25 protein-coding genes and 1 tRNA gene are annotated in these 23,766 nt (G+C 64.5%); 15 read left to right on the plus strand and 11 right to left on the minus strand.

All coding sequences use genetic code 11. The features are described from left to right. The first annotated feature begins 26 nt into the window (after positions 1 to 26). Positions 27 to 206 (plus strand): hypothetical protein, encoded by a 180-nt coding sequence (locus IVA88_RS03520; protein ID WP_247495901.1) that lies wholly within the window; start codon positions 27 to 29, stop codon positions 204 to 206. A gap of 18 nt (positions 207 to 224) precedes the next feature. Here IVA88_RS03520 and IVA88_RS03525 read toward each other — a convergent pair whose 3' ends face one another. The 3 genes from IVA88_RS03525 to IVA88_RS03535 are packed head-to-tail and all read right to left on the minus strand — an operon-like array spanning position 225 to position 1,511. Next, positions 225 to 737, minus strand: a complete 513-nt coding sequence (locus IVA88_RS03525) for an SRPBCC family protein (protein ID WP_247495902.1) — start codon at positions 735 to 737, stop codon at positions 225 to 227. Beyond that, on the minus strand, positions 734 to 1,204 hold the full coding sequence (locus IVA88_RS03530) for an SRPBCC family protein (RefSeq protein ID WP_247495903.1): 471 nt from the start codon (positions 1,202 to 1,204) through the stop codon (positions 734 to 736). Before IVA88_RS03530 ends, IVA88_RS03525 begins: the two co-directional genes overlap by 4 nt. Next, complete coding sequence (locus IVA88_RS03535) at positions 1,197 to 1,511, minus strand: helix-turn-helix domain-containing protein (RefSeq protein ID WP_247495946.1); 315 nt, start codon at positions 1,509 to 1,511, stop codon at positions 1,197 to 1,199. Before IVA88_RS03535 ends, IVA88_RS03530 begins: the two co-directional genes overlap by 8 nt. A gap of 287 nt (positions 1,512 to 1,798) precedes the next feature. On the opposite strand from IVA88_RS03535, the gene IVA88_RS03540 reads away from it, so the two are divergent. Both IVA88_RS03540 and IVA88_RS03545 read left to right on the plus strand, forming a co-directional pair. After that, positions 1,799 to 2,419 carry a LysE family translocator gene (locus tag IVA88_RS03540; protein WP_081747781.1) on the plus strand — a complete coding sequence of 207 codons (621 nt, stop codon included), beginning with the start codon at positions 1,799 to 1,801 and terminating at the stop codon, positions 2,417 to 2,419. Between the two features lie 72 nt (positions 2,420 to 2,491). Next, positions 2,492 to 3,472 (plus strand): DUF3592 domain-containing protein, encoded by a 981-nt coding sequence (locus IVA88_RS03545; protein WP_247495904.1) that lies wholly within the window; start codon positions 2,492 to 2,494, stop codon positions 3,470 to 3,472. Here IVA88_RS03545 and IVA88_RS03550 read toward each other — a convergent pair. Then, positions 3,469 to 4,275 carry an N-formylglutamate amidohydrolase gene (locus IVA88_RS03550; protein ID WP_247495905.1) on the minus strand — a complete coding sequence of 269 codons (807 nt, stop codon included), beginning with the start codon at positions 4,273 to 4,275 and terminating at the stop codon, positions 3,469 to 3,471. The two genes, IVA88_RS03545 and IVA88_RS03550, sit on opposite strands and share 4 nt — an antisense overlap. 92 nt (positions 4,276 to 4,367) lie before the next feature. On the opposite strand from IVA88_RS03550, the gene IVA88_RS03555 reads away from it, so the two are divergent. Continuing rightward, positions 4,368 to 5,279 carry a transglutaminase family protein gene (locus tag IVA88_RS03555; protein WP_247495906.1) on the plus strand — a complete coding sequence of 304 codons (912 nt, stop codon included), beginning with the start codon at positions 4,368 to 4,370 and terminating at the stop codon, positions 5,277 to 5,279. Positions 5,280 to 5,324: 45 nt separating this feature from the next. After that, positions 5,325 to 5,723 carry a gamma-glutamylcyclotransferase family protein gene (locus tag IVA88_RS03560; RefSeq protein WP_247495907.1) on the plus strand — a complete coding sequence of 133 codons (399 nt, stop codon included), beginning with the start codon at positions 5,325 to 5,327 and terminating at the stop codon, positions 5,721 to 5,723. Here IVA88_RS03560 and IVA88_RS03565 read toward each other — a convergent pair. Next, a complete protein-coding gene (locus tag IVA88_RS03565) occupies positions 5,720 to 6,283 on the minus strand; it encodes a chlorite dismutase family protein (RefSeq protein WP_247495908.1) in 564 nt (187 codons plus the stop codon). The two genes, IVA88_RS03560 and IVA88_RS03565, sit on opposite strands and share 4 nt — an antisense overlap. 193 nt (positions 6,284 to 6,476) lie before the next feature. Here IVA88_RS03565 and dnaG point away from each other — a divergent pair, with 193 nt between their 5' ends. Together dnaG and rpoD are read left to right on the plus strand one after the other, a co-directional pair. After that, positions 6,477 to 8,498 (plus strand): DNA primase, encoded by a 2,022-nt coding sequence (gene dnaG / locus IVA88_RS03570; protein ID WP_247495909.1) that lies wholly within the window; start codon positions 6,477 to 6,479, stop codon positions 8,496 to 8,498. A gap of 376 nt (positions 8,499 to 8,874) precedes the next feature. After that, entirely contained in the window at positions 8,875 to 11,025 is a 2,151-nt protein-coding gene (gene rpoD / locus IVA88_RS03575) for an RNA polymerase sigma factor RpoD (protein ID WP_247495910.1), read from the plus strand. Between the two features lie 107 nt (positions 11,026 to 11,132). Here the strand turns inward: rpoD and IVA88_RS03580 are convergent, their stop codons facing one another. After that, entirely contained in the window at positions 11,133 to 11,369 is a 237-nt protein-coding gene (locus IVA88_RS03580; protein WP_007596614.1) for a hypothetical protein, read from the minus strand. A 724-nt stretch (positions 11,370 to 12,093) separates the two neighbouring features. Here IVA88_RS03580 and IVA88_RS03585 point away from each other — a divergent pair. Then, positions 12,094 to 12,900 (plus strand): lytic murein transglycosylase, encoded by an 807-nt coding sequence (locus tag IVA88_RS03585; protein ID WP_247495911.1) that lies wholly within the window; start codon positions 12,094 to 12,096, stop codon positions 12,898 to 12,900. Positions 12,901 to 13,081: 181 nt separating this feature from the next. On the opposite strand, the gene IVA88_RS03590 is transcribed toward IVA88_RS03585, so the two are convergent. Continuing rightward, positions 13,082 to 13,912 carry an SDR family NAD(P)-dependent oxidoreductase gene (locus tag IVA88_RS03590; RefSeq protein ID WP_247495912.1) on the minus strand — a complete coding sequence of 277 codons (831 nt, stop codon included), beginning with the start codon at positions 13,910 to 13,912 and terminating at the stop codon, positions 13,082 to 13,084. Between the two features lie 128 nt (positions 13,913 to 14,040). On the opposite strand from IVA88_RS03590, the gene IVA88_RS03595 reads away from it, so the two are divergent. The 4 genes from IVA88_RS03595 (at position 14,041) to IVA88_RS03610 (ending at position 17,521) form a co-directional block, all read left to right on the plus strand. Continuing rightward, positions 14,041 to 14,415, plus strand: coding sequence for a response regulator (locus tag IVA88_RS03595; protein WP_247495913.1), 375 nt, complete (start codon positions 14,041 to 14,043; stop codon positions 14,413 to 14,415). Positions 14,416 to 14,471: 56 nt separating this feature from the next. Continuing rightward, positions 14,472 to 15,083, plus strand: a complete 612-nt coding sequence (locus tag IVA88_RS03600) for a LysE family translocator (RefSeq protein WP_247495914.1) — start codon at positions 14,472 to 14,474, stop codon at positions 15,081 to 15,083. A gap of 565 nt (positions 15,084 to 15,648) precedes the next feature. Next, positions 15,649 to 16,860: a GGDEF domain-containing protein gene (locus tag IVA88_RS03605; protein ID WP_247495915.1), complete on the plus strand. Its 1,212-nt coding sequence runs from the start codon at positions 15,649 to 15,651 to the stop codon at positions 16,858 to 16,860. A gap of 34 nt (positions 16,861 to 16,894) precedes the next feature. Further along, on the plus strand, positions 16,895 to 17,521 hold the full coding sequence (locus tag IVA88_RS03610) for a peptidoglycan recognition family protein (protein ID WP_247495916.1): 627 nt from the start codon (positions 16,895 to 16,897) through the stop codon (positions 17,519 to 17,521). Positions 17,522 to 17,530: 9 nt separating this feature from the next. Here IVA88_RS03610 and IVA88_RS03615 read toward each other — a convergent pair whose 3' ends face one another. The 3 genes from IVA88_RS03615 to IVA88_RS03625 form a co-directional block, all read right to left on the minus strand. Further along, the gene (locus IVA88_RS03615) at positions 17,531 to 17,872 is read right to left on the minus strand and encodes a hypothetical protein (protein ID WP_247495917.1); all 342 of its coding nucleotides are present in this window, start codon (positions 17,870 to 17,872) and stop codon (positions 17,531 to 17,533) included. A 188-nt stretch (positions 17,873 to 18,060) separates the two neighbouring features. Further along, positions 18,061 to 18,960 carry an RNA polymerase sigma factor RpoH gene (rpoH, locus tag IVA88_RS03620; protein WP_247495918.1) on the minus strand — a complete coding sequence of 300 codons (900 nt, stop codon included), beginning with the start codon at positions 18,958 to 18,960 and terminating at the stop codon, positions 18,061 to 18,063. Between the two features lie 219 nt (positions 18,961 to 19,179). Next, positions 19,180 to 20,187, minus strand: coding sequence for an RluA family pseudouridine synthase (locus tag IVA88_RS03625; protein WP_247495919.1), 1,008 nt, complete (start codon positions 20,185 to 20,187; stop codon positions 19,180 to 19,182). Here IVA88_RS03625 and IVA88_RS03630 point away from each other — a divergent pair. Further along, the gene (locus IVA88_RS03630) at positions 20,186 to 20,530 is read left to right on the plus strand and encodes a hypothetical protein (protein WP_247495920.1); all 345 of its coding nucleotides are present in this window, start codon (positions 20,186 to 20,188) and stop codon (positions 20,528 to 20,530) included. The two genes, IVA88_RS03625 and IVA88_RS03630, sit on opposite strands and share 2 nt — an antisense overlap. 57 nt (positions 20,531 to 20,587) lie before the next feature. Next, a tRNA-Glu gene (locus IVA88_RS03635) sits at positions 20,588 to 20,662 on the plus strand. 107 nt (positions 20,663 to 20,769) lie between these two features. On the opposite strand, the gene IVA88_RS03640 is transcribed toward IVA88_RS03635, so the two are convergent. Further along, complete coding sequence (locus tag IVA88_RS03640; protein ID WP_247495921.1) at positions 20,770 to 21,723, minus strand: alpha/beta fold hydrolase; 954 nt, start codon at positions 21,721 to 21,723, stop codon at positions 20,770 to 20,772. 551 nt (positions 21,724 to 22,274) lie between these two features. On the opposite strand from IVA88_RS03640, the gene IVA88_RS03645 reads away from it, so the two are divergent. Continuing rightward, positions 22,275 to 23,765, plus strand: a complete 1,491-nt coding sequence (locus tag IVA88_RS03645) for an amidohydrolase family protein (protein ID WP_247495922.1) — start codon at positions 22,275 to 22,277, stop codon at positions 23,763 to 23,765. The last annotated feature ends 1 nt before the right edge of the window (position 23,766 follow it).

Below are 23,766 nucleotides of genomic sequence, written 5' to 3' on the forward strand. Positions count from 1 at the left end.
AAGCACTCTTGATGCAAACTCAACCCATGCAAGCTCTCTCCCCACGGCACGTCAAGACAGAGGAAGCGCTGCGGCTCGGCATCGAGTCGGGCTGGTACGCGATCAAGGTCAGCGGGACCTTTGTCTCGGGACCGCACGATTCGGAAGCGGATTGCAGTCGCAAGATCGACGAGATCAATCCGCCGGCTGTGAAGAAGAAGCGTTGAGGGCACGGATTCTGCCCGCTACGGCGTCTTGATCCCCATCGCCTTCAGTGCCGCCAGCATCTGCGCTGGCGGTGCCATCTTGATCTGCGGCGCCTGGCCCGTTTCCAGCAGGCTCTTCAGCCCCGACAGGATTGCGGGCCAGCCGGTGCGGCCGCCGGAAAGGATGTCGTCGCTGAGCGGACGGTCGTGACGTTCGCTCATGGTGAGGCGGACCGCTTCGCCGGCTTGTTCAATCTCATAAGTGACAAGCGTGGTGCCGAGCTTTTCGACGAGGTCGGGCCAGTTGACGTTCCACGTCACCGTCAGCTTGTTCGGCGGATCGTATTCGAACACATCGCCCGAGATGTGTTCCGACCCGTCAGGCGCACGCACGATGAATTTGCCGCCGAGTCTTGGCTCCATCTCAACCGCAAAGCCGGAAAAGTATTTGCGGCTGAACTCGGCGGAGGTCAGCGCCTCCCACACGCGGTCGGGCGTCGAGGCGATGTAGATCGTGTAGACGGTGAGCGGCTTGAACTGATCGAGGTTCATTTTGCATCGAATCCCTTGTTGAGGGCCGCGCGCGGAATGGCCAGCACTTTGCCGCTTTCCAGCAGGCTCTTGAGCCCGGACAGGATCGCCGGCCAGCCATTGGAAACGGCGCCGAGATATTTGCCGCCTTCGATGAATCCGTCATGCAGCACCGTCAACCGCACGAGCGAGCCGAACGGCTCCAGTGTGAACACGACGCGCGATATCGGCTCACCGCGCAGCTCCTCGTATTTCAGGTGCTTGAAACTGTAGGACAGTCGCCGCGGCGGATCGGCTTCAAGAATCTCGCCGGAATCGGTGACCTCACCCTCCAGCAGGAGCGCGAACGGGGAACCGATCTTCCAGTCCGACCGGACCTCGGCGCCGAACCAGTATTGTCGCGTGAATTCGCTCGACGTCAGAGCCTCCCACAGCTTCTCCGAAGTGGTCTCGATATAGGTGACATAGACGAATTGCGGTTTACTCATCGCGCTTCTCCAACTGGCGTTTCAACTCGCCGAGTGCGGCGAGCTTGCCGCGCTCGAACTTTTTGATCCAACGTTCGCCGATCTGATGGATCGGAACCGGATTGAGGTAGTGCAGCTTCTCGCGGCCATGCCTGACGGTCGTGACCAGATTGGCCTCTTCGAGGATGACAAGGTGCTTGGTCACGGCCTGGCGCGTCATCGCGAGGCCTTCGCAGAGCTCGCTCAGCGTCTGGCCGTTTCTGGCGTGAAGCCCATCGAGCAGCGACCGTCGTGACGCATCGGCGAGCGCTTTGAAGACCTCATCCATGGCGGTGATAATAGGCAACCAAATAGTTGCATGTCAAGATGGTATCTTTGGCGCGCGCGGTTTGCGCGGCCGATGATGGTCTTGAGCTTCACCGTGCCGGAGTCGAACGGACAGTTCCGCCCGCGCGGCGGGCGCTCCGGCTCGCACTCGGCGAACGAGAGGATGACACCGGTCCATTAGGCTCGTGTTCCTGGAGGCGCGCGATGAAGACGTTGGTGCCTGAGCGGCTGGACGGAAAGTGAGTGTCATGCATTAATGTCCCAAACCGCTTTCAGCGAGTCCTCCCCATGATGTCCCTGCAAGCCTATCTCGCCTTCCTTGCCGCCTGCATCGCGCTCGCGCTGCTGCCGGGGCCGATCGTCACGCTCGTTATCGCCAACGGGTTGCGCCACGGCACGCGTGCGGCGCTGACCAACGTGGCCGGCGCGCAGGCCGGCCTCGCCATCGTCATCGGCATCGTCGCGGTCGGCCTGACATCGCTGATGGCGACGATGGGCTACTGGTTCGATTGGGTTCGTTTTGCCGGCGCCGCCTATCTGGTCTGGCTTGGCATCAAGCTGATCTGGGCGCCGGTCGAGGGCGTCAATGTCGACCAGCCGCCGGCGCCGCCGCGCGGCGGATTCTTCCTGCAAGGTTTCCTGGTGCTGCTGTCGAACCCGAAGGTGCTGGTGTTCTTCGGCGCCTTCATCCCGCAGTTCATGGACATGAACCGCGACCACTTCCCGCAGGTGGCGCTGCTGGGGGCCACCTTCATGGTGACTGCGGTGATGACGGACGCGCTCTACGCCATCGCCGCCGGGCGCGCGCGCAAGTTCTTCTCGGCTCGCCGCACGCGCATGATGTCGCGCATCTCCGGCGGCTTCATGATCGGCGGCGGCATCTGGCTGGCGCTGACAAGGGCGAAATAACCTCAATCCGGCTGAACCCTTCGCGGCGGCGATGCGTCCAATTGGGCATTGCAGCTGACGAAGGAATTGGCCATGCCCGATCTGCCCTGGTTCGTCTATGCGATGCTGCTCGCACCGCTCGGACTGCTGCTGGTCGCAGCAATCGTCAAGACCTGGCAGGTGCGCGAGGCGCGCAACTGGCCGCAAGCACCGGGCAAGGTCGTCACCTCGGTTGCCGAGGTGCGCGAGGTCAGGGTCTCCGACCAGGACCGCGAGGAAGGCTATCGCCTCGAGAAACGCAATTTCGCCAACGTGACTTACGAATATGCGGTGGGCAGCCGCAAGCTGCGCTGTAACCGCATCTCGATCGGCGAGGATCTCGGCAATTCCGAGGTCGCCAAGCAGCTTGCAAAATATCCCGCCGGCAGCATCGTCGCAGTCTACTACCATCCGCGCCATCCCGATCAGGCCGTGCTGGAGCGCGACCTGCCCAAGGGGCTGTGGGGCTGCCTCGGCATCTGCACGGCGATCGCGCTTGGCATCGTGTTCGGCTCGGCGTTCGGGCTTAACCAGAGTTACGCCTATCTCGCGCATCGCATCGCCCGGCCCGATCTCGCGGGCCTCGTCGTCGGCTTGGCAGCGTTCGGCGCCGTCATCGCGCTGATGGGGTATGGGGTGCGACGGCAGGCGTCGATCGCGGCGCGCTGGCCGGTCGTGCGGGGCACCATCAAGCTGTCGGGAATCGAGCAATATCACGAGGCCAGCGAGCCGGGCGAGCGCCGCGGCACGGAGATGTTCGGCAAGCGCGTGACCTACACCTATCGCTATCAGAACGTCAGCTACACCAATGAATGCGCGCGCGTCGCGGCCGGAACGCCGTCGGGCTTCGAAAAGATGTTGAAGAAGCTGATGTCGCGCTACCGGGACGGCGCGACCGTCGAGGTGCGTGTCAATCCCGATAATCCGACCGAGGCAACGCTCGATGCAAACGGCGCCGCCCGGATCGCATGGGGGATGTGGGGCATCGCCGCGATCTTCGCCGCGCTCGCCATGTTCGTCGCGACGCGGGGCTAGTCGAGCAGCCGCTCCGCGCTCAGCTCCAGCTCGATCTCCGCAAGAATCCCCGCCAGCCGCTCGGCCCATTGTTGCTGGCCGGACTGGTCCGCGATCAGATCCTGGCGGATCTCGATGCCGGTGTTGACGAGGCCGCGGGCTTCGCCGTGGACGGGGATGGTGTAGTCGGTGAGGTCGCTCACAGCATAGGGCTCGTTGTCGCCGACGACGAGATCGCTCTCTCTGCGCAGGTGCTTGAGCAGCAGCCGCGGCAGCACGGTGTCGCGGTTGTACAGTGTGCCGATGTGCCAGGGGCGCGCGATGCCGGCATAGACCGGCGTGAAGCTGTGCAGCGACACCAGCACGGTCGGCCGCTTGTCGTGCAGGCGGCGGTTGATCGCGGCATCGATACGGCGGTGATAAGGCTCGAAGATCTCGCGGCACCTTGCCGCGCGCTCGCGCTCGGAGATGCCCTCGTTGCCCGGGATTGCCGTGGCCTCGGAAATCACGGGAATCGAGCTCACGGCGGCGGGCGGGCGGTTGCAGTCGATCACCAGCCGCGAATAGCGCTGCGCGATCAGATGGGCGTCCAGCATCTCTGCGAGCCGGTCGGCGACCCCCGCGATGCCGATGTCCCAGGCGATATGCCGCGTCAGCTCGGCCTCAGTGACGCCGAGATCGCCGAGCGCGCGCGGCAGGATACGTCCGTAGTGGTCCGAAGTGAGCAAAAAAGGCGATCTCGCTTGCGCATTCACCTCATGCACTGGGGGAATGTCACCCTCGCCGAGGAGTTGATCGGCCGCCTCGATTGTGTCTAAAGCCATCCTGATTGCCTAATCAAACAGCAGTCACCCCAACGAATCGGGCGGGAATCGCTATAGATTGATCCGTCCGACATCACCATGATCGAGTGACGATGCCGCTGCTGACGATTCATCACAAGACCGAATATCGCTATAACCGCCCCGTGGCGTTCGGCGAGCACAGGATCATGCTGCGTCCGCGCGACGGGCATGATTTGCGCGTGCTCGATTCCAGGCTGGAGATCTCGCCCGAGCCGATGTCGCTGCACTGGATCCACGACGTGTTCGGCAATTCCGTCGCGGTCGCGAATTTCGACGAGCGCGCGGAGGCGCTGATCTTCGACTGGCACGTCACGGTCGAGCACAATCCGGTCGAGGAGTTCGCGCTGACGCCGGACGACCCGGCCTATTTCTATCCGTTCGTCTACGACGACGAGGAGTTTCCCGACCTCGTCCAGTATATCACGCCGCAATATACCGATCGCGACGGCGAGATCGCGGAATGGGCGCGCGGCTTTCTCGACGAGGCCGCGCCGACACCGACCTTCAAGATCCTCAGCGGCATGACCCACAGCATCCGCAAGCAGTTCAAATATCGCAAGCGCCACGAGTTGGGCACGCAGCATCCGCTCGACACCTTGCAGTCCGGTAGCGGAACCTGCCGCGATTACGCGCTGTTCATGATCGAGGCGCTGCGCCATCTCGGCATCGCCGCGCGATTCGTGTCCGGCTACATCTTCGTACCGGAGGATATCGAGCAGCGCCATGTCGGCGGTGGTTCGACGCATGCCTGGGTGCAGGTCTATCTGCCGAGCGCGGGGTGGATCGAGTTCGATCCGACCAACGGCATTGTCGGTACCCGCGATCTCATCCGCGTTGCGGTCGCTCGCGATCCGCGCCAGGCGATCCCGCTGCACGGCGTCTATATCGGCGCTGCGGGCGCGTTCGATGCCATGGACGTGACCATCAGGGTGGTGTCGGACGAGCAGCGCAGTGGCGAGGAGCTGGAGGCGGAGGTTTCGTAGATCGGCCGCGATTTGCACGCTGTCGATTGGCGGTTATAGAAGGCTATGACCTCCGATCGTCTTTTCGTCTACGGCACGCTGATGCGCGGCTTCGACCATCCGATGGCGCGGCTGCTTGCGAGCCATGCGGATTTCGTGGGTGAAGCCACCTGCCGCGGCCGGCTGGTATTGGTGAAGCATTATCCGGGATTGCTGGAGTCGGATGTAACTTCCGAAGTCGTCCATGGCGAGCTGTTCCGCCTTCACGTGCCGGAAGAATTGCTGGGCGAACTCGACATGTACGAGGCCTGCGGCGAGGGCTTTCCGGAGCCGACCGAATATCTGCGCAAGCTGGTCGACGTAACAGGCGCGGACGGCGTGACCGCACCGGCCTGGACTTACATCTACAATTGGCCCGTCACCGATCTGCCGCGGATCGAGTCCGGTCGCTTCCTTGACAACTAGGCCGACAGCACTTCCTTCACCGCGCGCAAATCGACCTCGCGCTCGACATAGCTCCACTCCTCGGTTCGCCTGAGCATCGCGACCAGCTCCTCGAACAGCGAGGCGTGCGCGGGCGCGAATTCGAACCAGGTCAGGAAATCGAATGGCCCGCCGAGGTCGCGGCAATGATAGAGCTGGCGCGCGATGGCGGGCAGGAAGCGCAGGCTGCTCGCGATATGGTGCGACTTGTCCTCGAAGATCCTGCGGCGCTCTTCCTGGGTCAGCTCCCACCACGCTTGCGACTTGCGGATCGGAATCAGCGCCGCGCTGGTTGCTTCCAGCCGGCCGAGGCCGGCCTGCACGGCGGTGAGCTGCTGCTTCTCGGCCCGCTCGGTGTAGCGCAGCGTGCTGGCGACGCCGACCAGGCGCCAGGCATTGCGCGAGGGCACCAGCGGCAATGAGATGGCCGCGCTGTCGGTGAGCGACAGCGCGGGCATGAAGGGCAGGGGCTCGCCCGTCACGGGCGAAATCGAGGTGATGCGCCAACCCCCGCTCTGGCCACCTCGGAAGGTCCTGAACATCGCCCATGGAAGCGTGGAACCGGGCGCGGTTCAAGCGCTCTTATTACTCGGAGCGCGCGCTCGGCGCCTCCTGGAATGGCGGAAAGGCTGTGAACAGCGCGTATAAGCCTGACAAACCTGACTTCTGGGGCGGTCGTCCCTATATCCCTGATTACTTCGCCCGACTCACACGCTTTCGCGTTACCCAGAGCCCATGCGCTTCACGCCCCAATTCCTCGACGAGCTGCGTGCCCGGCTTTCGGTCTCCGAGGTCGTGGGCAAGCGCGTCAAGCTGAAGAAGGCGGGGCGGGAGTGGAAGGGGCTGTCGCCGTTCCAGCAGGAAAAGACCCCGTCCTTCTACGTCAACGACCAGAAGGGCTTTTACCACGACTTCTCCTCCGGCAAGCACGGCGACATCATCAGCTTCATGATGGAGACCGACGGCCTGCCGTTCGCGGAGGCTGTTGAGCGGCTCGCCAGTATGGCGGGCCTGCCGCTGCCGGCGGTGACGCCGGATGCGGCGCGCCAGGAGCAGCGCCGCCGCTCGCTGCATGACGTCATGGATCTCGCCGCGAAATTTTACGCCGAGACGCTGGCCTCGCGCGTCGGCGCCAAGGCGCGCGGCTATCTCGCCGACCGCGCGATCTCGCCGGCGACGCAATTGCAGTTTCGGCTGGGCTATGCGCCACCCGACCGCTTCGCGCTGAAGGAGCATCTCGGCAAGCTCGGCGTCTCCGTCGACGACATGGTCGAGACCGGCATGCTGGTGGCCGGCAACGACATCCCGGTGCCGTACGACCGTTTCCGCGATCGCGTGATGTTTCCGATCACGGATTTGCGCGGCCGCATCATCGCCTTCGGCGGGCGCGCGCTGGAGAAGGACGTTCCGGCCAAGTACCTGAACTCGCCGGAGACGCCGCTCTTCCACAAGGGCGACAATCTCTACAACCACCAGACGGCGCGCAAAGCCACCCATGACGGCAGCGCCCTGATCGTGGTCGAAGGCTATGTCGACGTCATCGCGATGGTCACCGCAGGCTTTGCCGGCAGCGTCGCGCCGCTCGGCACCGCGCTCACCGAAAATCAGCTCGCGCTGCTCTGGAAGATGGCGGATGAGCCGATCCTCTGCTTCGACGGCGATCGCGCCGGCCAGAAGGCGGCGTATCGGGCCGCGGATCTTGCCTTGCCATTCCTCGCGCCTGGCAAGAGCCTGCGCTTCGCGCTGCTGCCGGAAGGGCAGGACCCCGACGATCTCGTGCGCTCCGGCGGTCGCGGCGCGATCGAGGAGGTGATCGCGGCGGCGCGTCCGCTCGCCGAGATGATCTGGTCGCGCGAGCTCGAAGGCGGCAATTTCGCCACGCCCGAGCGCCGCGCGGCGCTGGAGGCGCGCATCAAGGAGCTCTGCAACGGCATTCGCGACGAGGTGGTGCGGCGCTATTATCGGCAGGATCTTGCCGAGCGGCTCCAGCGCGCCTTTGCCCCCGAAGGCGGACGCGGCGGCTTTGGCGGCCGTGGCAATTTCCGCCCGGGCTCCGCCGGTCGCCAGTTCCAGCCCCGCGGCGGGGGAGGCGCGAATCGATTCGGCGGCCAGGGTAGCCAGGGATTTGGTGGAGGCCGCCGCGGCCAGCCCGGTCCCGTCCAGCTGCCCTCCGGGCCCTATCAGGCGGCGAGCGCCCAGCTGGCGGCAAGCCCGATCATGCGCGGCCAGCGCAGCGCCATCTCGCGGCGGGAGGCGCTGATCCTGCAAATCCTGATCAACCACCCCTGGCTGCTGCACGATCACCTCGAGGAGGTCGCGGCCCTGGAGCTCGCCCATCCCGAGGTCCACAAGCTCCGGGCCGGCATCATCGCCGCTTTCGCCAACGACCATCACCATTCGCCGGACCCCGGCGAGCTGGCCGAGAAGATGCGCAGCGACCTTGAGAAGGGCGGATTTTCTCAGGCTCTTCAAAGGGTTGAGGGCGGTATCACGACCGCGGCGGTGTGGGGGGCCCGCGAAGGCGCCGCACGGGACGACGTTCTCTCCACCTGGCATCAGCTGGTTGCCTTGCATCGGCAGTACCATTCACTACTTAGAGAGCTGAAGGACGCCGAGCTGGCCTTGGGGGAGGATCCCAGCGAGGCCAACATGGCGTGGCTCCGTGACGTCAAGGCTCGGATAGGCGAAGTCGACGGCACCGAGGCCCTGATCGAGGGTTTTGGCGAACTGTCGGGCCGGTTCCAGAAGAGCGTGTGATGAAAGAATCATGCGGACGGCCGGGGCCGGAACCGCTAAAAGACTCGCCAAATCCGAGGTTTGGCGGCAAAAACAGGGTTAATCGAGGCTTAACGGTCTTGTAGCACTTTGGCCACCAGGCGGCCGCAGGCAGAACAGACGCGTCAGGAATGAATCCGCGCAATTGCTGTTGGCACTACACCTGCTTCCGCTGCGACAAAGAGGCTCTACGAAGCGTTAGGCAAATCCGGCGAGAGAAAGGTCGGGGTGGCGACAAGGGGTTCGCGCCGCCCTTTCTGTGTCGAGATCTGACGAAGCGAGAGCATCGAGCAACAGGTTCAAGTGATTTCACGCGGGCGCGGCGAACGTCTGTGTGAAACGCGTTTAGGAGCAATGGATGGCCACCAAGGCAAAGACGCTGCAGGCGAAGGACAAGGAAAAAGACGACAAGGCAGCGGACGCGCCGGAGAAGGACTCCCAGGACGCGCCCTCGCCGTTGCTCGATCTGTCCGACGCGGCCGTGAAGAAGATGATCAAGCAGGCCAAGAAGCGCGGCTTCGTGACCTTCGATCAGCTCAACGAAGTTTTGCCGTCCGACCAGACCTCTCCCGAGCAGATCGAGGACATCATGTCCATGCTCTCGGACATGGGCATCAACGTCACCGAAGCCGACGATAGCGAAGGCGAGGAAGAAAAGGACGAGGGCGGCGAGGACGAGACCGACAACGAGCTCGTCGAGGTCACGCAGAAGGCCGTCACCGAGGTCAAGAAGAGCGAGCCGGGCGAGCGCACCGACGACCCCGTGCGCATGTATCTGCGCGAGATGGGCACCGTCGAGCTGCTGTCGCGCGAAGGCGAAATCGCGATTGCGAAGCGCATCGAGGCCGGCCGCGAGGCGATGATCGCAGGCCTCTGCGAAAGCCCGCTGACCTTCCAGGCCATCATCATCTGGCGCGACGAGCTCAACGAGGGCAAGATTTTCCTTCGTGACATCATCGATCTCGAAGCCACCTATGCCGGCCCCGACGCCAAGGCCGGCATGAACAATGCGATGATCGCCGGCCCGACCGGCGAGAACGGTGAAGCACCGGCCGAAGGCGGCCCGGTCGCCGGCGTCGCACCCGCGCATGTCGCGCCGCCCGCCGCACCGCCGTCGCCGACCCCGTTCCGCGCCGCGCCTGCGCCCGGCACTGTCGGCGAAGCCGTGAAGGATCCCGCGGAGTCCGCCGCCGAAGCCGACATGGACGAGGACGACGAGTTCGAGAACCAGATGTCGCTTGCGGCGATCGAGGCCGAGCTCAAGCCGAAGGTCGTCGAGATCTTCGACAAGATCGCCGATAGCTACAAGAAGCTGCGCAAGCTTCAGGAACAGGACATCCAGAACCAGCTCGAGAGCACCTCGCATGGGCCCTCGCTCTCGCCGCATCAGGAGCGCAAATACCGCAAGCTCAAGGACGAGATCATCGTCGAGGTGAAATCGCTGCGCCTGAACCAGGCGCGTATCGACAGCCTCGTCGAGCAGCTCTACGACATCAACAAGCGCCTCGTCTCGCATGAGGGCCGCCTGATGCGCCTTGCCGACAGCCACGGCGTCGCGCGCGAGGACTTCTTGCGCAACTACACCGGCTCGGAGCTCGATCCGCGCTGGCTCAACCGTGTCTCGAAGCTGTCGGCCAAGGGCTGGAAGAACTTCGTCCATCACGAGAAGGACCGCATCAAGGACCTCCGCCACGAAGTGCATCAGCTCGCGGCGCTCACCGGCCTCGAGATCATCGAGTTCCGCAAGATCGTGCACTCGGTGCAGAAGGGCGAGCGCGAAGCCCGCCAGGCCAAGAAGGAGATGGTGGAAGCCAACCTCCGTCTCGTGATTTCGATCGCCAAGAAATACACCAACCGCGGCCTGCAGTTCCTCGACCTGATCCAGGAAGGCAACATCGGCCTGATGAAGGCCGTCGACAAGTTCGAGTACCGCCGCGGCTACAAGTTCTCGACCTACGCGACATGGTGGATCCGGCAGGCGATCACCCGCTCGATCGCCGACCAGGCGCGCACCATCCGCATCCCCGTGCACATGATCGAGACGATCAACAAGATCGTGCGCACATCGCGCCAGATGCTCAACGAGATCGGCCGGGAGCCGACTCCTGAGGAATTGGCCGAAAAGCTCGGCATGCCGCTGGAGAAAGTGCGAAAAGTCCTCAAGATCGCCAAGGAGCCGTTGTCGCTGGAGACCCCCGTCGGTGACGAAGAGGATTCACACCTCGGCGATTTCATCGAGGACAAGAACGCGATCCTGCCGATCGACGCCGCGATCCAGTCGAACCTGCGCGAGACCACGACGCGCGTGCTGGCCTCGCTCACCCCGCGCGAAGAACGCGTGCTGCGCATGCGCTTCGGCATCGGCATGAACACCGACCACACGCTGGAAGAAGTCGGCCAGCAGTTCTCGGTGACACGCGAACGTATTCGTCAGATCGAGGCGAAGGCGCTGCGCAAGCTGAAGCATCCGTCAAGGTCGAGGAAGTTGCGGAGCTTCCTGGATAATTGATTCAGGCGTGCCCGGACTCGATCCGGGCATCCATCCAAACGAAAACGGCGGGCCGAAAGCCCGCCGTTTTTGTTTCTACTGACGCTTGGCGTCTCGCGCAGGTCGCCCTATTTCTTCTTCGCGCCGACCCGCTCGAGGTTCTTGATCTCGAGCGCCGGACGGCCGGATTTTTCGGCGATCTCGCGGTCCTGCTCCATGATGAAGGCGCGGGCAGGCTCGTCGCCGTCGAGGCCACCGAGCAATTCGGCGGGGACGCGCCGGTTGGAGCGTTGGGAGCCGTCTTCATAGAAGACGTTGAAAAAGGCGAATTCGCCCTTGGGATTGGTTCCGGGTTTTTTGGCCATGGCCGGCTTTTCGTCGATCAGGGGGCCATAGTCAAATGACTTTGGCAGGTTTCCGGGGCTAGCCACGGACCGTGCGGCGGCAGAACCGGCCGCACGAATAGATCGACGAAACCCGTTTGCAACGCGCTTGGATGCAGGGTGGAAGCGTCCAGCGCTTCGTAAAACCCGATGCGATCCTTCGAGGAGACCCTTGCCTCAACAAACGGCGGGCCGCGAAGCCCGCCGTTTATTTTTAGTCTTCAGCGTCGCCCGGGGCTGGCAGGGCGACAACCTAGAATAGAATGTTATAACCTGCGCCATGCCATGGCAAGGCAAATCATCGGCGCTGTGATGTCGCAGCGAGCGCATCAGATGTGCAGTGGTCGTGCGCCCTTATCAGAAAGCGCGTTGCCTGCACGTCTTCCCGTCTGCGTGCAGAAGTTCTAATGCTGACGAGTTCCGCGCCTCGCGAAGTTCCCATCACTTTGCGTGCGGGACCTAAAGCGAACGGCGGCAGAGGCGTGTGCGCGCTCTTCTGTTTCCCACCATGTGCGCTTCACGATGGCGCGCATCGAGCGAACGCACCTCAGCGCGACGGGGCCGATCTCCCGAGCACCTTCGCATCGCGGCGGCGGCGTCCTCCACTGTTGCTGATCGCGCCGAGCTTTGCCGCTTTGACGCGAATCCGGTTCCCGGGCATGATCGCGTGCCGCTTTCGCGCTCATTCTTCAAAGGATTTTCCCGTATGTCGAGACCCGCTTTGGCCATCGCCTTCATCGCCTGTCTGGCCAGCGGATCGGCGCAGGCCGCGCGCTGCGGCGGTGACTTCAACAGCTTTGTCGCCAACATGACCGCGGAAGCGCAAGCAGCCGGCGTCTCGGCGGGCGTGACCAGCGCGGCATTCAGCGGGGTGGCCCAGGACGGCGCGGTGCTCGCCTTCGACCGGCGCCAGCGCCACACCTTCAACAAGAGCTTCGAGCAGTATGTTTCGACCCGCGTTGGACCCGGCCGCATCAATGGCGGCAAGGCGCTGTTGCAGCGCCATGCTGCGCTGCTCTCGCGCATCGAGCAGCAGTTCGGCGTGCCCCGCTATATCCTGGTCGCGATCTGGGGCTTGGAAAGCGATTTCGGCAAGGGCGACATAGGCAAGCTGCCGGTGATCCGCACACTGGCGACGCTCGCGCATGACTGCCGCCGGACGGAGCTTTTCCAGGGCGAACTACTCGCAGCGTTGAAGATCGTGCAGCGCGGTGACCTGCCGCTGCGCGACCTGATCGGCGCCTATGCCGGCGAGATCGGCCAGACCCAGTTCCTGCCGTCGTCCTACATCAAGTACGGCGTCGATTTCGACGGCGACGGCCACGTCGACCTCCGCCACAGCGTCCCCGACGTGCTCGCCTCGACCGCGAACCTGCTCCACACCAGCGGCTTCAAGATGGGCCAGCCCTACGGCGAAGGCACCGCCAATTTCGAGGCGATGCGCGAGTGGAACAGGGCGGTGATCTATCGCAAGACGATCGGCTATTTTGCCGATCGGCTGGCGGGGCAGTGAGGGGTGGCTGGTAGCCCCAATCGTCATTGCGAGCGCAGCGAAGCAATCCAGAATCTCTCCGCGGAAACGGTCTGGATTTGCTTCGTCGCAAGAGCTCCTCGCAATGACGAGGTGAGAGTGGCGCGCGATCGCCCCCGGCCTTCGCCGGGACGGGAGTGAGGCGGAGTTGTCGTACCGCCGCTCACCTCCCCTTCGCCATTCTCTCCAGCTTGCGCTGCAACGGCGCCCAGTACGTGCCCGGGCGGAAGCGCTGCAACAGGTCCATGAAGCGGGCGTCCTTGCCGATCAGGATGCGCGGCTCGTTTCTCTCGATGCCCTTGATGATGCGCAAGGCGGCGTCTCTCGGCGCGGTCCTTGCCGCGTTCTCGAACCGCTCGATCGATTGCGACCGGCGGGCGTTGTCGGTGACGCCGACCCCGGTGCGCGAATTGCGCGCGATGGCGGTGGCGACGCCGCCGGGGTGCACGACCGACAGCTTGACAGGACTTCCCGCCGCCGCAAGCTCGTGCCGCACGCTCTCGGAAAAGCCGCGCACCGCGAATTTCGCCGCGGCATAAGCCGACTGTCCCGGCGGCGCGATGATGCCGAAGATCGAGGACACATTGACGATGTGCGCCTCGCCCATTGTCTTCAGATGCGGCAGGAAGGCGCGCGTACCATGCACCACGCCCCAGAAATTGATGTCGAACAGCCAGTCCATCTGCGCCTGATCGATCTCCTCGAACGTCCCCATCAGCGCCACGCCGGCATTGTTGACGACGATGCCGAGCGCGGGATGCGCATGGGTCGCCTCACGGGCGAACTGCGCGATGTCGCCGGGCTCGCCGACGTCGACGCGATGCAGGCTGACCTTGCGTGCGGCTCCGATCTCGGCCGCGAGTGTCTTGAGCCCCGCCTCGTCGCGATCGGCGAGCGCGAGATCGCAGCCGCGCCGCGCAAGTTCGATCGCCAGCGCGCCGCCGATGCTGCTGGCCGCTCCCGTGATGGCGGCGGCGCCGCGAATCGCTGTCATGACTTCCCCAATCAAGCTCCCCATGCGGAACTATGATTTACATTTTTTCATAATGGAACTGAACCGCATGGCTGTTCCCACCTTAACGTACGTTACTTGATGAAGACAGACAGCATTGGGAGCCGCCGATGGGACAAGCAAAGCCATTTCGGGCAACCGCACTGATTGTGGAAGACGACCTCATGCAGAGGGAGATGCTCAGTCTTCTTCTCGAAGAAAGCGGCTACGACGTCATTCAGTGCGAGAGCGCCGAGGCGGCCGAGCTTGTGCTCGACAAGAGCGCCGGCGTGCTCTGCCTGATGATGACCGACGTCCAGCTCGCCGGCCGCATGAACGGGGTTGAGCTCGCGCATGTCGCCAAGGACCGCAACCCGAAGCTCGACATCGTCGTCACCTCCGGCCGCCCCTTGATGCAGCCCTTGCCGAACGGCGCAAAGTTCTGGGCCAAGCCATGGGCGCCGCTCGACGTGCTCCGCGAGGCCGAGATCGCGCAGCTGTCCTGACGGTCGATCCGGCAGGCCGGCTTTCGTGGTCCGGGGCGCGGTGATAAGGTCACCCCATGACCTTGTCCTTCCTGCTCACCTCGCTGATCGTCGTCGCCTCGCCCGGCACCGGCGTGCTCTACACGCTGGCCGCCGCGCTGACACGCGGCTCGCGCGCGAGCGTCGCGGCCGCCTTCGGCTGCACGCTCGGGATCGTGCCGCACATGACGGCCGCGATGCTGGGGCTTGCCGCCGTTCTCCACACCAGCGCGCTCGCCTTCGCCGCGCTGAAATGGTGCGGCGTCGCCTATCTGCTCTACATGTCCTGGCAGGCGCTGCGCGAGACCGGGGCGCTGGCGGTGGACGGCGAGATCCGCGAGCGTTCGGCTGGCCGCGTGATCGTGACCGGCTTCCTGATCAACATCCTCAATCCAAAGCTGTCGATCTTCTTCCTGGCCTTCCTGCCGCAGTTCATCGCCGCGGACGAGGCCCATGTGCTGGCGCGGATGCTGGAATTGAGCGGCGCCTTCATGGCGATGACGTTTGCGGTGTTCGTGGTCTACGGCCTCTGTGCCGCCTCGGTGCGTGAGCGCGTCATCTCCCGCCCGCGCGTCATGGCCTGGCTGCGCCGCAGCTTTGCCGCCGGCTTCGCCGCGCTCGGCGCCAAGCTGGCGTTCGCGGAGCGGTAGCGTCTCCCGCCAATAAAAAAGCGGGCCTTGCGCCCGCCGTCTTCAAATTCACAACTCCTGCCCGACGCCCGGGCGGAGCGAGCTCCACCCGGGCAAAGAATAGAAGCCTCGTTACTTCTTCTTCGCTGCCTTCTTGGCCTTCTTCTTCGTCGCCTTCTTCGCCTTCTTCGCTTTCTTAGCCATAGGATCCTCTTCAGGGTTAATGGTGAAACGCGACACGAGGGATGCTCGGCGGAGGGCCAGCCTCGCAACATCCTCGATTATAAGCTCAGCAGATTCGCGCGCTCCTGCCCCGCGCTGTCACATCCGTGTCATCGCGTTATCCACAGCTCAGATGCATTTTCGGGTGATTTCTGTCCGCGAATGCGCATCGCCGGCATGCCTAACGATCCGACAACGGCGCCAGCTGTTCATGAATCCAAAACCAAAGGCGCGCTTTCAAAGCTCGCAGTGAGACTCCGTTAAGCGCCGCGGCCGCATTGTCCCCGCAAGAAAACGGGGACGGGGTCATGGACGGACGGCTGCCAGGGACGGAGGGCGCGACGCTGCGCGTGCGGCGCGCGCCATGCTGAACGTGCCGACACTCTGGACCGTGTTCGTCGTCAACTTCCTGGCGCTTGGCCTGATCTGGGCCTACGTGACGCGCTCCTATCCGAAATTTGCGGCCGCGCGGTTCTGGATGGCATCGGCCTTCATCGGCGCGACCGGCGCGATGACGGCCCTGATCCGCCTGTTCGTCGCGTCTCCGCTGCCGCTCGTGCTTGGCGCGGCCGGCGTCATCGCGGCCTGCTGCCTTGCCGCCATGGGCATCCAACGCTTCTATCACTGGCCGGTCTCATGGCGCATTATGACGGCAACGGGAGGCTTAAGCCTCGCCGGCATCGTGTTCTTCTTGGTCTGCTTCGACAGCATGCAGCTGCGCATGCTGAGCTACACGCTCGGTCAGGGCCTGCCGCTGGTGCTGGCACTGCGTCTGCTGCTGTCGCCGCCGGAAGGCCGCGTCAGTCCGGGCGCCCGATTGTCCGGCATCGTCATCCTCGCGATTATCGCGATCCTCGTGGTCCGCACGGTCGGCAATCTGCTCGGCGGCGATTTCTCCGCGAGCGGAGGCGGCCGGGCTCATGGCGTCATGGTGCTCGGGCTCATGTTCCTGTCGATGACGCTCAATTTCGGATTCCTGCTGATGGCGATGGACCGCCTGCGCAACGAGGTTGCCGACCTCGCGCTGCTCGACGATCTCACCGGTGTCGCCAACCGGCGCCATCTGTTGCAGCGGCTGGGCGAAGAATGCGCCCGCTCGGAGCGCAGCGGCGAGCCATTCTCGCTGCTGGTGATCGATCTCGACGAGTTCAAGGCCATCAACGATACCCATGGCCATGCCGCGGGCGATGCCTGCCTCCGGCACTTCACCCTGATGACGCAGACGCGCTTAAGGCCCGGTGACATGCTCGCCCGCACCGGCGGCGACGAATTTTGCGTCGTGCTGCCGTCGTCCTGCCTGAGCGAGGCGGCCGCGATCGCGCGCCGCGTGGTCGAGGTCTGCCGGCAGGATGCCGTCACCTGCACCGGCGTCGACATCCCGATCGCGATCTCGATCGGGGTGGCGCAGTGGGACCCCGGCATCGGCCAATGTCCGGACCGCCTGATCGCGCATGCCGATCACGCCCTCTACGCGGCCAAGAAGAACGGCAAGAACGACTTTGCCGTCTACGATCCGGCACCGCCGCTCATGCCTGATCCGATCGGTCCAAGCGAGGCCTTGCGCAAATTCGCGTAAGGGCGTGCTAACGTCAGGTCCGCATTGGACCCGCATGATGATCTCTCGCCCGCTCGCGGCCATTCTCGCCGCCCTCATTCTGATCGCACCGGCCGCGGCGACCGACGCCGAGCTCGCAAAGCTCGCGCGCGCCTCCGGCACGCCCGACATTCCCGGCCTGAAGATGGTGTGGCTGGCGCCATGGGGCGAGGTCGGCAACGCAAAGCCCTGGCGCAACATCATCGTGCACCAGACCGAGGGACCGGCAGGCTCGGCGCGCGGCGGCGCCGAGGCGCAATCGAAGAATCCCACGCGTCGCGGCGTCACATTGTGGGTCGAGACCGACGGCACCGTCTATTGGGCGGTCGCGGAAAACCTGGTGCCAACCCATGGCGACGGCGCCAACCGAAACGACAACAAGTACATCGACAACAGGCCGACCTATCGCCAGGTGGTGCGCGACAATTCGATCGGCGTCGAGTTCGCCGGCAACTATCCCGACATCACCACGGGTCCGACCGCGGCGCAGCTCGCGGCGTGGAAGATCCTCGTACAGGTCCTGCGCGCGCGCTACGGCATTCCGCTCGACCACGTCTATGCGCACAACTGGATCGACTACAAGGACGCCCGCTATTGCGAAGGCTGCTGGCTCGCGACGCTGGCACGGACTTGGGGGGAGTGACGAGGGCGATTACACTGGCTGCGCCATCCAGCCGAAAAGCCTGGGGATCAACCCCGGCCGCCGCGGCATCTCCGGTGGGCCATCCGCGGCGAGCACGCGCTTGAAGAAGTAATCCAGGAACACCATGTCGTCCGGCTCGGTGACGGTGAATTTTTCCTCGCCGAAGAAGACGCTGTAATTGAAGAAGAACGGGCCCATCAGCGGGATCGTCGCGGTCGAGGCATAGTCCTTCGAGATCACGAACTCCGACGGCTCGAGCCCGTGCTCGCGCATCGCCTGCTCGACCAGCGGCAGCTTGCGCATGAACTGGGCGGAGAAACCGCCGACGGTAGATTGCAAAATGATCGACACGGTGCGTGTCCATTCTCTTGAGGCAGTCGGGCCGATGTTTTTGGTCGGCTGACCGGCAGTGCGGGTTCAAGATGCCCGGCCCGCGGCTCCAACAACGTGCTGCGCCTCACACACGAAAAAGCCGGCGTTGCCGCCGGCTTTCTGTCTCTTGTCGATCCGCCAATCCCTTGGCGCCAAGAAAGTCGTGCTTAAAGCGCGGCTTCCAGCGCGGCCTGTTCGGCCCTTGCGATCGTGCCCTTGACCGCGGACTGCACCTTCTCGAAGGCGCGGACCTCGATCTGGCGGACGCGCTCGCGCGACACGCCGAACTCGGCGGCAAGGTCTTCCAGGGTCATCGGCTCATCGGCGAGGCGGCGGGCCTCGAAGATGCGGCGTTCGCGCGGGTTGAGCACGCCCATGGCGCCGTTCAGGGCGTCACGGCGGTGATCATACTCCTCGTGCTCGGCCAGCATGGCTTCCTGGTTGGGCGAATTGTCGACCAGCCAGTCCTGCCATTCGCCGGCTTCGCCGTCGTCGCGGATCGGTGCGTTGAGCGACGCGTCGCCACCGAGGCGGCGGTTCATGTCGACCACGTCCTGAGCCGTGACGCCGAGACGCTTGGCAATGATGGCCACCTGGTCGGGGCGGAGATCGCCTTCGTCCAGCGCGGAAATCTTGCTCTTCGCCTTGCGCAGGTTGAAGAACAGCTTCTTCTGGTTCGCGGTGGTGCCCATCTTCACGAGCGACCACGAACGCAGGATGTACTCTTGAATCGACGCCTTGATCCACCACATCGCGTAGGTAGCGAGGCGGAAGCCCTTCTCGGGCTCGAATCGCTTCACCGCCTGCATCAGGCCGACATTGCCTTCCGAGACGACCTCGGAGATCGGCAGGCCGTAGCCGCGATAGCCCATGGCGATCTTGGCCACGAGACGGAGATGGCTGGTGACGAGTTGGTGCGCGGCGTCGCGATCATCGTGTTCGCGCCAACGCTTGGCGAGCATGTATTCCTGCTGGGGTTCCAGCATCGGAAACTTGCGGATTTCGCCGAGGTAACGGGAAAGGCCGGATTCGCCATTAAGGACCGGCAGGGTAGCTGTACGGGCCATAGTGCGCCCTCCAAACAGGTTCAGGCCCCCGATAGCGGCGGGCCAGGCAGACGACCGCTTGGTTAAAGCCGATCGGTGCTGCGATGTTCCGCGTTGGTCATTTCAACGCAGGCGCAATATACTCCATCGGGAGGCAAAAAGGGAAGGATTGCTGACGTCACGTCCCCGTGTGGCTGCTATAACTTTTTGTAATGTAAAGCTTTTCTGAATCGGCCTGCGTCATAGCGCCGCTTTGAGGGCGCGCTGAAGGAGAAGCAAATCCTCCGGCAGAGGCGCCTCCCAGTGGAGTAATTCTCCAGTCCTCGGGTGCTCCAGTACCAGCAAATAGGCGTGCAGGGCCTGCCGCCCCAGCGCGGCCAGGACGGCCTGCGACTCGGGACCCAGCTGGTTCGCCTTGGTCTTGAAATGCGGGCCGTAGACGGCATCGCCCAGCAGGGGATGGCCGATATGGGCGAGGTGGACGCGGATCTGGTGGGTGCGCCCGGTCTCGAGCTCGCAGGCAAGCAGCGTTGCGATCGGCTTGCCGTCGCGACCGTTAAAACTCTCCAGAAGCTCCCAATGCGTCACGGCCTCGCGGCCGCCCTGGCGTACCGCCATCTTCTCGCGCGCATGCGGGTGGCGGTCGATCGGCGCGTCCACGGTGCCGCGATGACGGCCCGGCACCCCCCAGGCAAAGGCCATGTAGCCGCGGCGCATCGGCCCGGTGCGGCCGTGATCGGCGAATTGCGCGGTGAGCGAGGCATGGGCGAGGTCGTTCTTGGCGACCACCATCAGCCCCGTGGTGTCCTTGTCCAACCGGTGCACGATGCCGGGCCGGCGCACCCCGCCGATGCCCGACAGCGAGCCGCCGCAATGGGCGATCAGCGCGTTGACCAGCGTGCCGGTCTCGTGGCCGGCCGCGGGGTGCACCACGAGCCCCTTCGGCTTGTTGAGGACGACGATGTCGTCGTCCTCGAACACGATATCGAGGGCGATATCCTCGCCTTTCGGCTCCGGCGCGACCGCTTCCGGGACGTCGATTGTGATCGTATCGCCGGATGCGACGTGATAAGCGGGGTCCCGGAGCGCGGCGTCCCTGAGGCTCACCGCGCCCGCCAGGATCAGGGCTTTCAGCCTCGATCGCGAGAGGTCGGCAAGGTGCACCGCCAGCACGCGGTCGAGCCGGGTCGAGTCCTCGTCGCCGGTGACGACAACCTCCAACCTTTGCGCAGAGCCGATATTTTCCATGACGACGTCTGATACCGTTGTTCCCGAACCGAGCCCCGAGCAGGCTGCGCTGTTCGCGCGGGTGCGGCGGATGATGCTGATCGCGGGGTTGACCACGGCGCTGGCAATCTGCGCCGTGCTGATCGCGGTGGGCTACCGCCTTTTCAAGTCGGAGGGAAGGGCGCCCGAGCCGGCAGGCGACGTCATTGCCACCCTGCCGAAGGGCGCCAAAATCATCTCGACCGGGGTCGCCGGCGACCGACTCGTGGTCACGCTCGATGTCGGCGGGGTCCTCGAGATCCGCACCTTCGATGCCCACACCTTGAAGCCGGCCGGAAAGCTGAAATTCGCCAATGAGCCGTAAAAGGCCCATTCGGGTCCTTGCGGCGGACAAATTTCGAGGTTATTGGCTAGCGCTCACGCTCCCTTCGTCTAGCGGTTAGGACGCGGCCCTCTCAAGGCTGAAACAGGGGTTCGATTCCCCTAGGGAGCGCCATTCGCCTACGAGACTGGGCAGTCCAAAACCCGGCCATTTTCCGCCTGAGGCCGCAGCGAGCGTGCGCAGGAGCGAGCTTTTCGCGTGGCTCGGCGCAAGGCGCTCTCTTACGCGACCGTGCCGTCGATCGAGCGGCGGATCACCCGCTGTACTTCTGCATTCGACAGAAACAGATCGTGGTTGATGATGCCCCAGCCCTCCTGCGAAGCATCGACCACGCGCACACCGAGTTGCGCTATGACGGCCTTCTCGGCGGCCCCGACCCTGGTCATTCCACCTGCGATTTGTCCCGACAGCGCAAGTGCCCGATCGTTCGTCGCGGCGATCACGACGATCTTGCCGGCAAGCGGGCCGATGCGGTGGATCGCCGACGTGAACACGTCCATGTCGATATCTGGCGCAGCAAACACGACCGCGCCGACCTTGCTCGTAACTGTGTCGCCGTATCGCGCATAGAGCTGACGAAGGCTTTCGAGCGTCAGCATGGTTCCCATGCTGTGCGCAACGATGTGCACGCGGCCGCCGCTTGGAGCGGACACGAGCGCAGAGAGTACGCGTTCGAAATCGTCGCGGGACCACATCGCACTGTCGCGGTCATAGGCATAGTCGAACAGTCCTGCCTTGGAGGGCCAGGAGAACACCATGGTCCGGCCGCGGAACTTGATTCCGTCCGAGAGATGGGCGGCATCCAGCATCGCCGTCTCGAATGTCTGCTTGAAGCCGTGCACATAGACAAGCACGTCTCCTCCGCCGGCCTGCGCAACGAGATCGCCAGCGTCTGCCGACACCGGTTCGAGCCGATCCAGGCGCCAATCGCCAAATCCAACCGAGGCGAGAGAAAGTCGGCTCTCGTCCGGTGCCACCAGCTTCGCCCGCGCGACCGTCATGCTGGTCGCGCGCTCCGGTCCGAACCAGGGCTTCGTGCGACCGCCGTTCACGGGCTTGCGCGTGGTGGCGACGAGCAAGGTGGGGTCAACGGAGAGCGATGACGCGTCGAAGCGCGCGCCGGTCGCACCCAGGCCGGCGCATCCGCCCAGCGCGAGCGCACTGCCTGCCGACACAAATCCGCCGAGGAGAGCGCGGCGCGAAACAGAATGACGAGGGTCGCGTTGCAAATGACGTCGAACGATCACACGAAACCTCTGGGAACTTTGCCCACCGTAGCGCCCCACCTAGCTCCCTGAATGACAATGGGGGCGAGAAGACGGCGGAGCAGCTCGCGGACCATTGCATGATCATGGCGTCCGTCGTCTCCGCCGGCCCGGCGGAACAGCCGCAAATGCCAGTCAACCCCTTCTTGCAAAAATATTCCACTTTACCGAAATTCGGATTCGTCGTATGTGTCGGCCATCCCAGCCCACCAAAGGGGCGGTCGGACGTCGTCACGAACGCGGGTTGGGAGTCCCTGCGCCCTTTCTTTGCGAAGGGGTGAAGCGAGAAGCATAGCTCGGGCAAAACATGCCGCGAGACTGCGAGCGCGTGTCTGCGTCTCCCATGTGAATTGACCTCCCTGTCGAGCCTTCCTTGCGAGCATGATGCGTCGGCATCGGTGGAGGTGGTCGGACCTCCCGGAATCTGCCTTGATGCGAATTCAGCGTGAGGGAGTGACGATATGAGCGGCTTGGTGATCTCTGGCGGCCGGGTGGTGGATCCTGCCAGCGGAATGGACGCCATTGGGGATGTGGCGGTGGTGGACGGCAAGATCGCCGCGGTCGGCTCCTCGCTCGGCGGGGCCGAGCGGGTGATCGACGCGACCGGACTGGTGGTCGCGCCCGGCTTCATCGACCTTCATGCGCATGGCCAGTCGCTGCCTGCGGATCGCATGCAGGCGTTCGACGGCGTCACGACGACGCTCGATCTCGAAGCGGGCGTGCTGCCGGTCGGGTCCTGGTATGAGCGCCAGGCGCGGAAGGGGCGCGGGCTGAACTACGGCGCCGCCACCAACTGGGCTTTCGCGCGTATTGGCGCGATGACGGGCTCCAATGCGGAGAGTTCGCTGGAGGCGTTCGGCAACGCCATGCGCGATCGCCGCTGGATGGACAACGTCGCCAGCGATGCGGAGGTCGCCGGCATCATCGAGCGCCTTTCGCGCGGCCTGAACGAAGGCGGCATCGGCATCGGCATCTTGAACGCCTATGCGCCGGGCGCCGGCGTGCAGGAGTTGACAGCGGTCTGCCAGCTCGCGGCCTCGCAGGACGTGCCGACCTTCACCCATGTCGCCTACATGTCGCGCGTCGACCCCGAGAGCGCGGCGGAAGCCTATATCCGCCTGATCGGCTATGCCGGCGCCACCGGCGCGCACATGCACATCTGCCATTTCAACTCCTCGAGCAAGACCGACGTCGAACGCTGCCGCGTGCTGATCGCGAAGGCGCAGGCGCAGGGCCTGCCCATCACGGTCGAGGCCTATCCCTACGGCACCGGCTCGACCGTGCTGGCGGCTGCCTTCTTCAGCGACCCCGAATTCGTCGAGCGCAACGGCACCGGCTACGATTCCGTGCAGCGGGTCACCGACGGCCATCGCTTCAGCGATCGCGAGGAGCTGCTCAAGGCGCAGGCCGAAGAGCCGTCTTCCCTGGTGCTGTGGCACATTCTCGACACCGAGAACAACGCGCATCACCGCGACCTCCTCGACATGTCGGTGCTCTATCCCGGCGGCGCGATCGCCTCCGACGCGATGCCGTGGACGACCTCGGACGGCAAGACCTACACCGGCGATGCCTGGCCGCTGCCGGATGACGCCACCTCGCATCCGCGCTCGGCCGGCTGCTTCACGAAATTCATCCGCGAATGGGTGCGCGAGCGCAAGACCGTGTCGCTGCTCGAGGGCGTGCGCAAATGCGCGCTGATCCCGGCGGAAATCCTGGCGCAGAGCACGCCCGCGATGCGTGCCAAGGGCCGGCTCGCGAAGGACGCCGATGCCGACATCGTCGTGTTCGACTACGAGAAGCTCAGCGACCGCGCCACGTTCACGGCGATGAACCGCCCCTCCGAGGGCGTGCGGCATCTCGTGGTCAGCGGCCAGCCGTTGATCAGTGACGGCGTGCTGGACGTGGCGGCGCGGCCCGGCCGTCCCGTGCGCCGCCCTGTCGTCGAGGGCTGAG

The sequence above is a fragment of the Bradyrhizobium sp. 149 genome, from assembly GCF_023073915.1.
In the GTDB taxonomy this organism is placed as follows: Bacteria; Pseudomonadota; Alphaproteobacteria; order Rhizobiales; family Xanthobacteraceae; genus Bradyrhizobium.

Excerpts from the sequence above, each read along its gene's own strand:
- IVA88_RS03520 (WP_247495901.1), top strand. The coding sequence starts at position 27 with ATGCAAGCTCTCTCCCCACGGCACGTCAAGACAGAGGAAGCGCTGCGG.
- IVA88_RS03525 (WP_247495902.1), bottom strand. The coding sequence starts at position 737 with ATGAACCTCGATCAGTTCAAGCCGCTCACCGTCTACACGATCTACATC.
- IVA88_RS03530 (WP_247495903.1), bottom strand. The coding sequence starts at position 1,204 with ATGAGTAAACCGCAATTCGTCTATGTCACCTATATCGAGACCACTTCG.
- IVA88_RS03535 (WP_247495946.1), bottom strand. The coding sequence starts at position 1,511 with ATGGATGAGGTCTTCAAAGCGCTCGCCGATGCGTCACGACGGTCGCTG.
- IVA88_RS03540 (WP_081747781.1), top strand. The coding sequence starts at position 1,799 with ATGATGTCCCTGCAAGCCTATCTCGCCTTCCTTGCCGCCTGCATCGCG.
- IVA88_RS03545 (WP_247495904.1), top strand. The coding sequence starts at position 2,492 with ATGCCCGATCTGCCCTGGTTCGTCTATGCGATGCTGCTCGCACCGCTC.
- IVA88_RS03550 (WP_247495905.1), bottom strand. The coding sequence starts at position 4,275 with ATGGCTTTAGACACAATCGAGGCGGCCGATCAACTCCTCGGCGAGGGT.
- IVA88_RS03555 (WP_247495906.1), top strand. The coding sequence starts at position 4,368 with ATGCCGCTGCTGACGATTCATCACAAGACCGAATATCGCTATAACCGC.
- IVA88_RS03560 (WP_247495907.1), top strand. The coding sequence starts at position 5,325 with ATGACCTCCGATCGTCTTTTCGTCTACGGCACGCTGATGCGCGGCTTC.
- IVA88_RS03565 (WP_247495908.1), bottom strand. The coding sequence starts at position 6,283 with ATGTTCAGGACCTTCCGAGGTGGCCAGAGCGGGGGTTGGCGCATCACC.
- dnaG (WP_247495909.1), top strand. The coding sequence starts at position 6,477 with ATGCGCTTCACGCCCCAATTCCTCGACGAGCTGCGTGCCCGGCTTTCG.
- rpoD (WP_247495910.1), top strand. The coding sequence starts at position 8,875 with ATGGCCACCAAGGCAAAGACGCTGCAGGCGAAGGACAAGGAAAAAGAC.
- IVA88_RS03580 (WP_007596614.1), bottom strand. The coding sequence starts at position 11,369 with ATGGCCAAAAAACCCGGAACCAATCCCAAGGGCGAATTCGCCTTTTTC.
- IVA88_RS03585 (WP_247495911.1), top strand. The coding sequence starts at position 12,094 with ATGTCGAGACCCGCTTTGGCCATCGCCTTCATCGCCTGTCTGGCCAGC.
- IVA88_RS03590 (WP_247495912.1), bottom strand. The coding sequence starts at position 13,912 with ATGACAGCGATTCGCGGCGCCGCCGCCATCACGGGAGCGGCCAGCAGC.
- IVA88_RS03595 (WP_247495913.1), top strand. The coding sequence starts at position 14,041 with ATGGGACAAGCAAAGCCATTTCGGGCAACCGCACTGATTGTGGAAGAC.
- IVA88_RS03600 (WP_247495914.1), top strand. The coding sequence starts at position 14,472 with ATGACCTTGTCCTTCCTGCTCACCTCGCTGATCGTCGTCGCCTCGCCC.
- IVA88_RS03605 (WP_247495915.1), top strand. The coding sequence starts at position 15,649 with ATGCTGAACGTGCCGACACTCTGGACCGTGTTCGTCGTCAACTTCCTG.
- IVA88_RS03610 (WP_247495916.1), top strand. The coding sequence starts at position 16,895 with ATGATGATCTCTCGCCCGCTCGCGGCCATTCTCGCCGCCCTCATTCTG.
- rpoH (WP_247495918.1), bottom strand. The coding sequence starts at position 18,960 with ATGGCCCGTACAGCTACCCTGCCGGTCCTTAATGGCGAATCCGGCCTT.
- IVA88_RS03630 (WP_247495920.1), top strand. The coding sequence starts at position 20,186 with ATGACGACGTCTGATACCGTTGTTCCCGAACCGAGCCCCGAGCAGGCT.
- IVA88_RS03625 (WP_247495919.1), bottom strand. The coding sequence starts at position 20,187 with ATGGAAAATATCGGCTCTGCGCAAAGGTTGGAGGTTGTCGTCACCGGC.
- IVA88_RS03645 (WP_247495922.1), top strand. The coding sequence starts at position 22,275 with ATGAGCGGCTTGGTGATCTCTGGCGGCCGGGTGGTGGATCCTGCCAGC.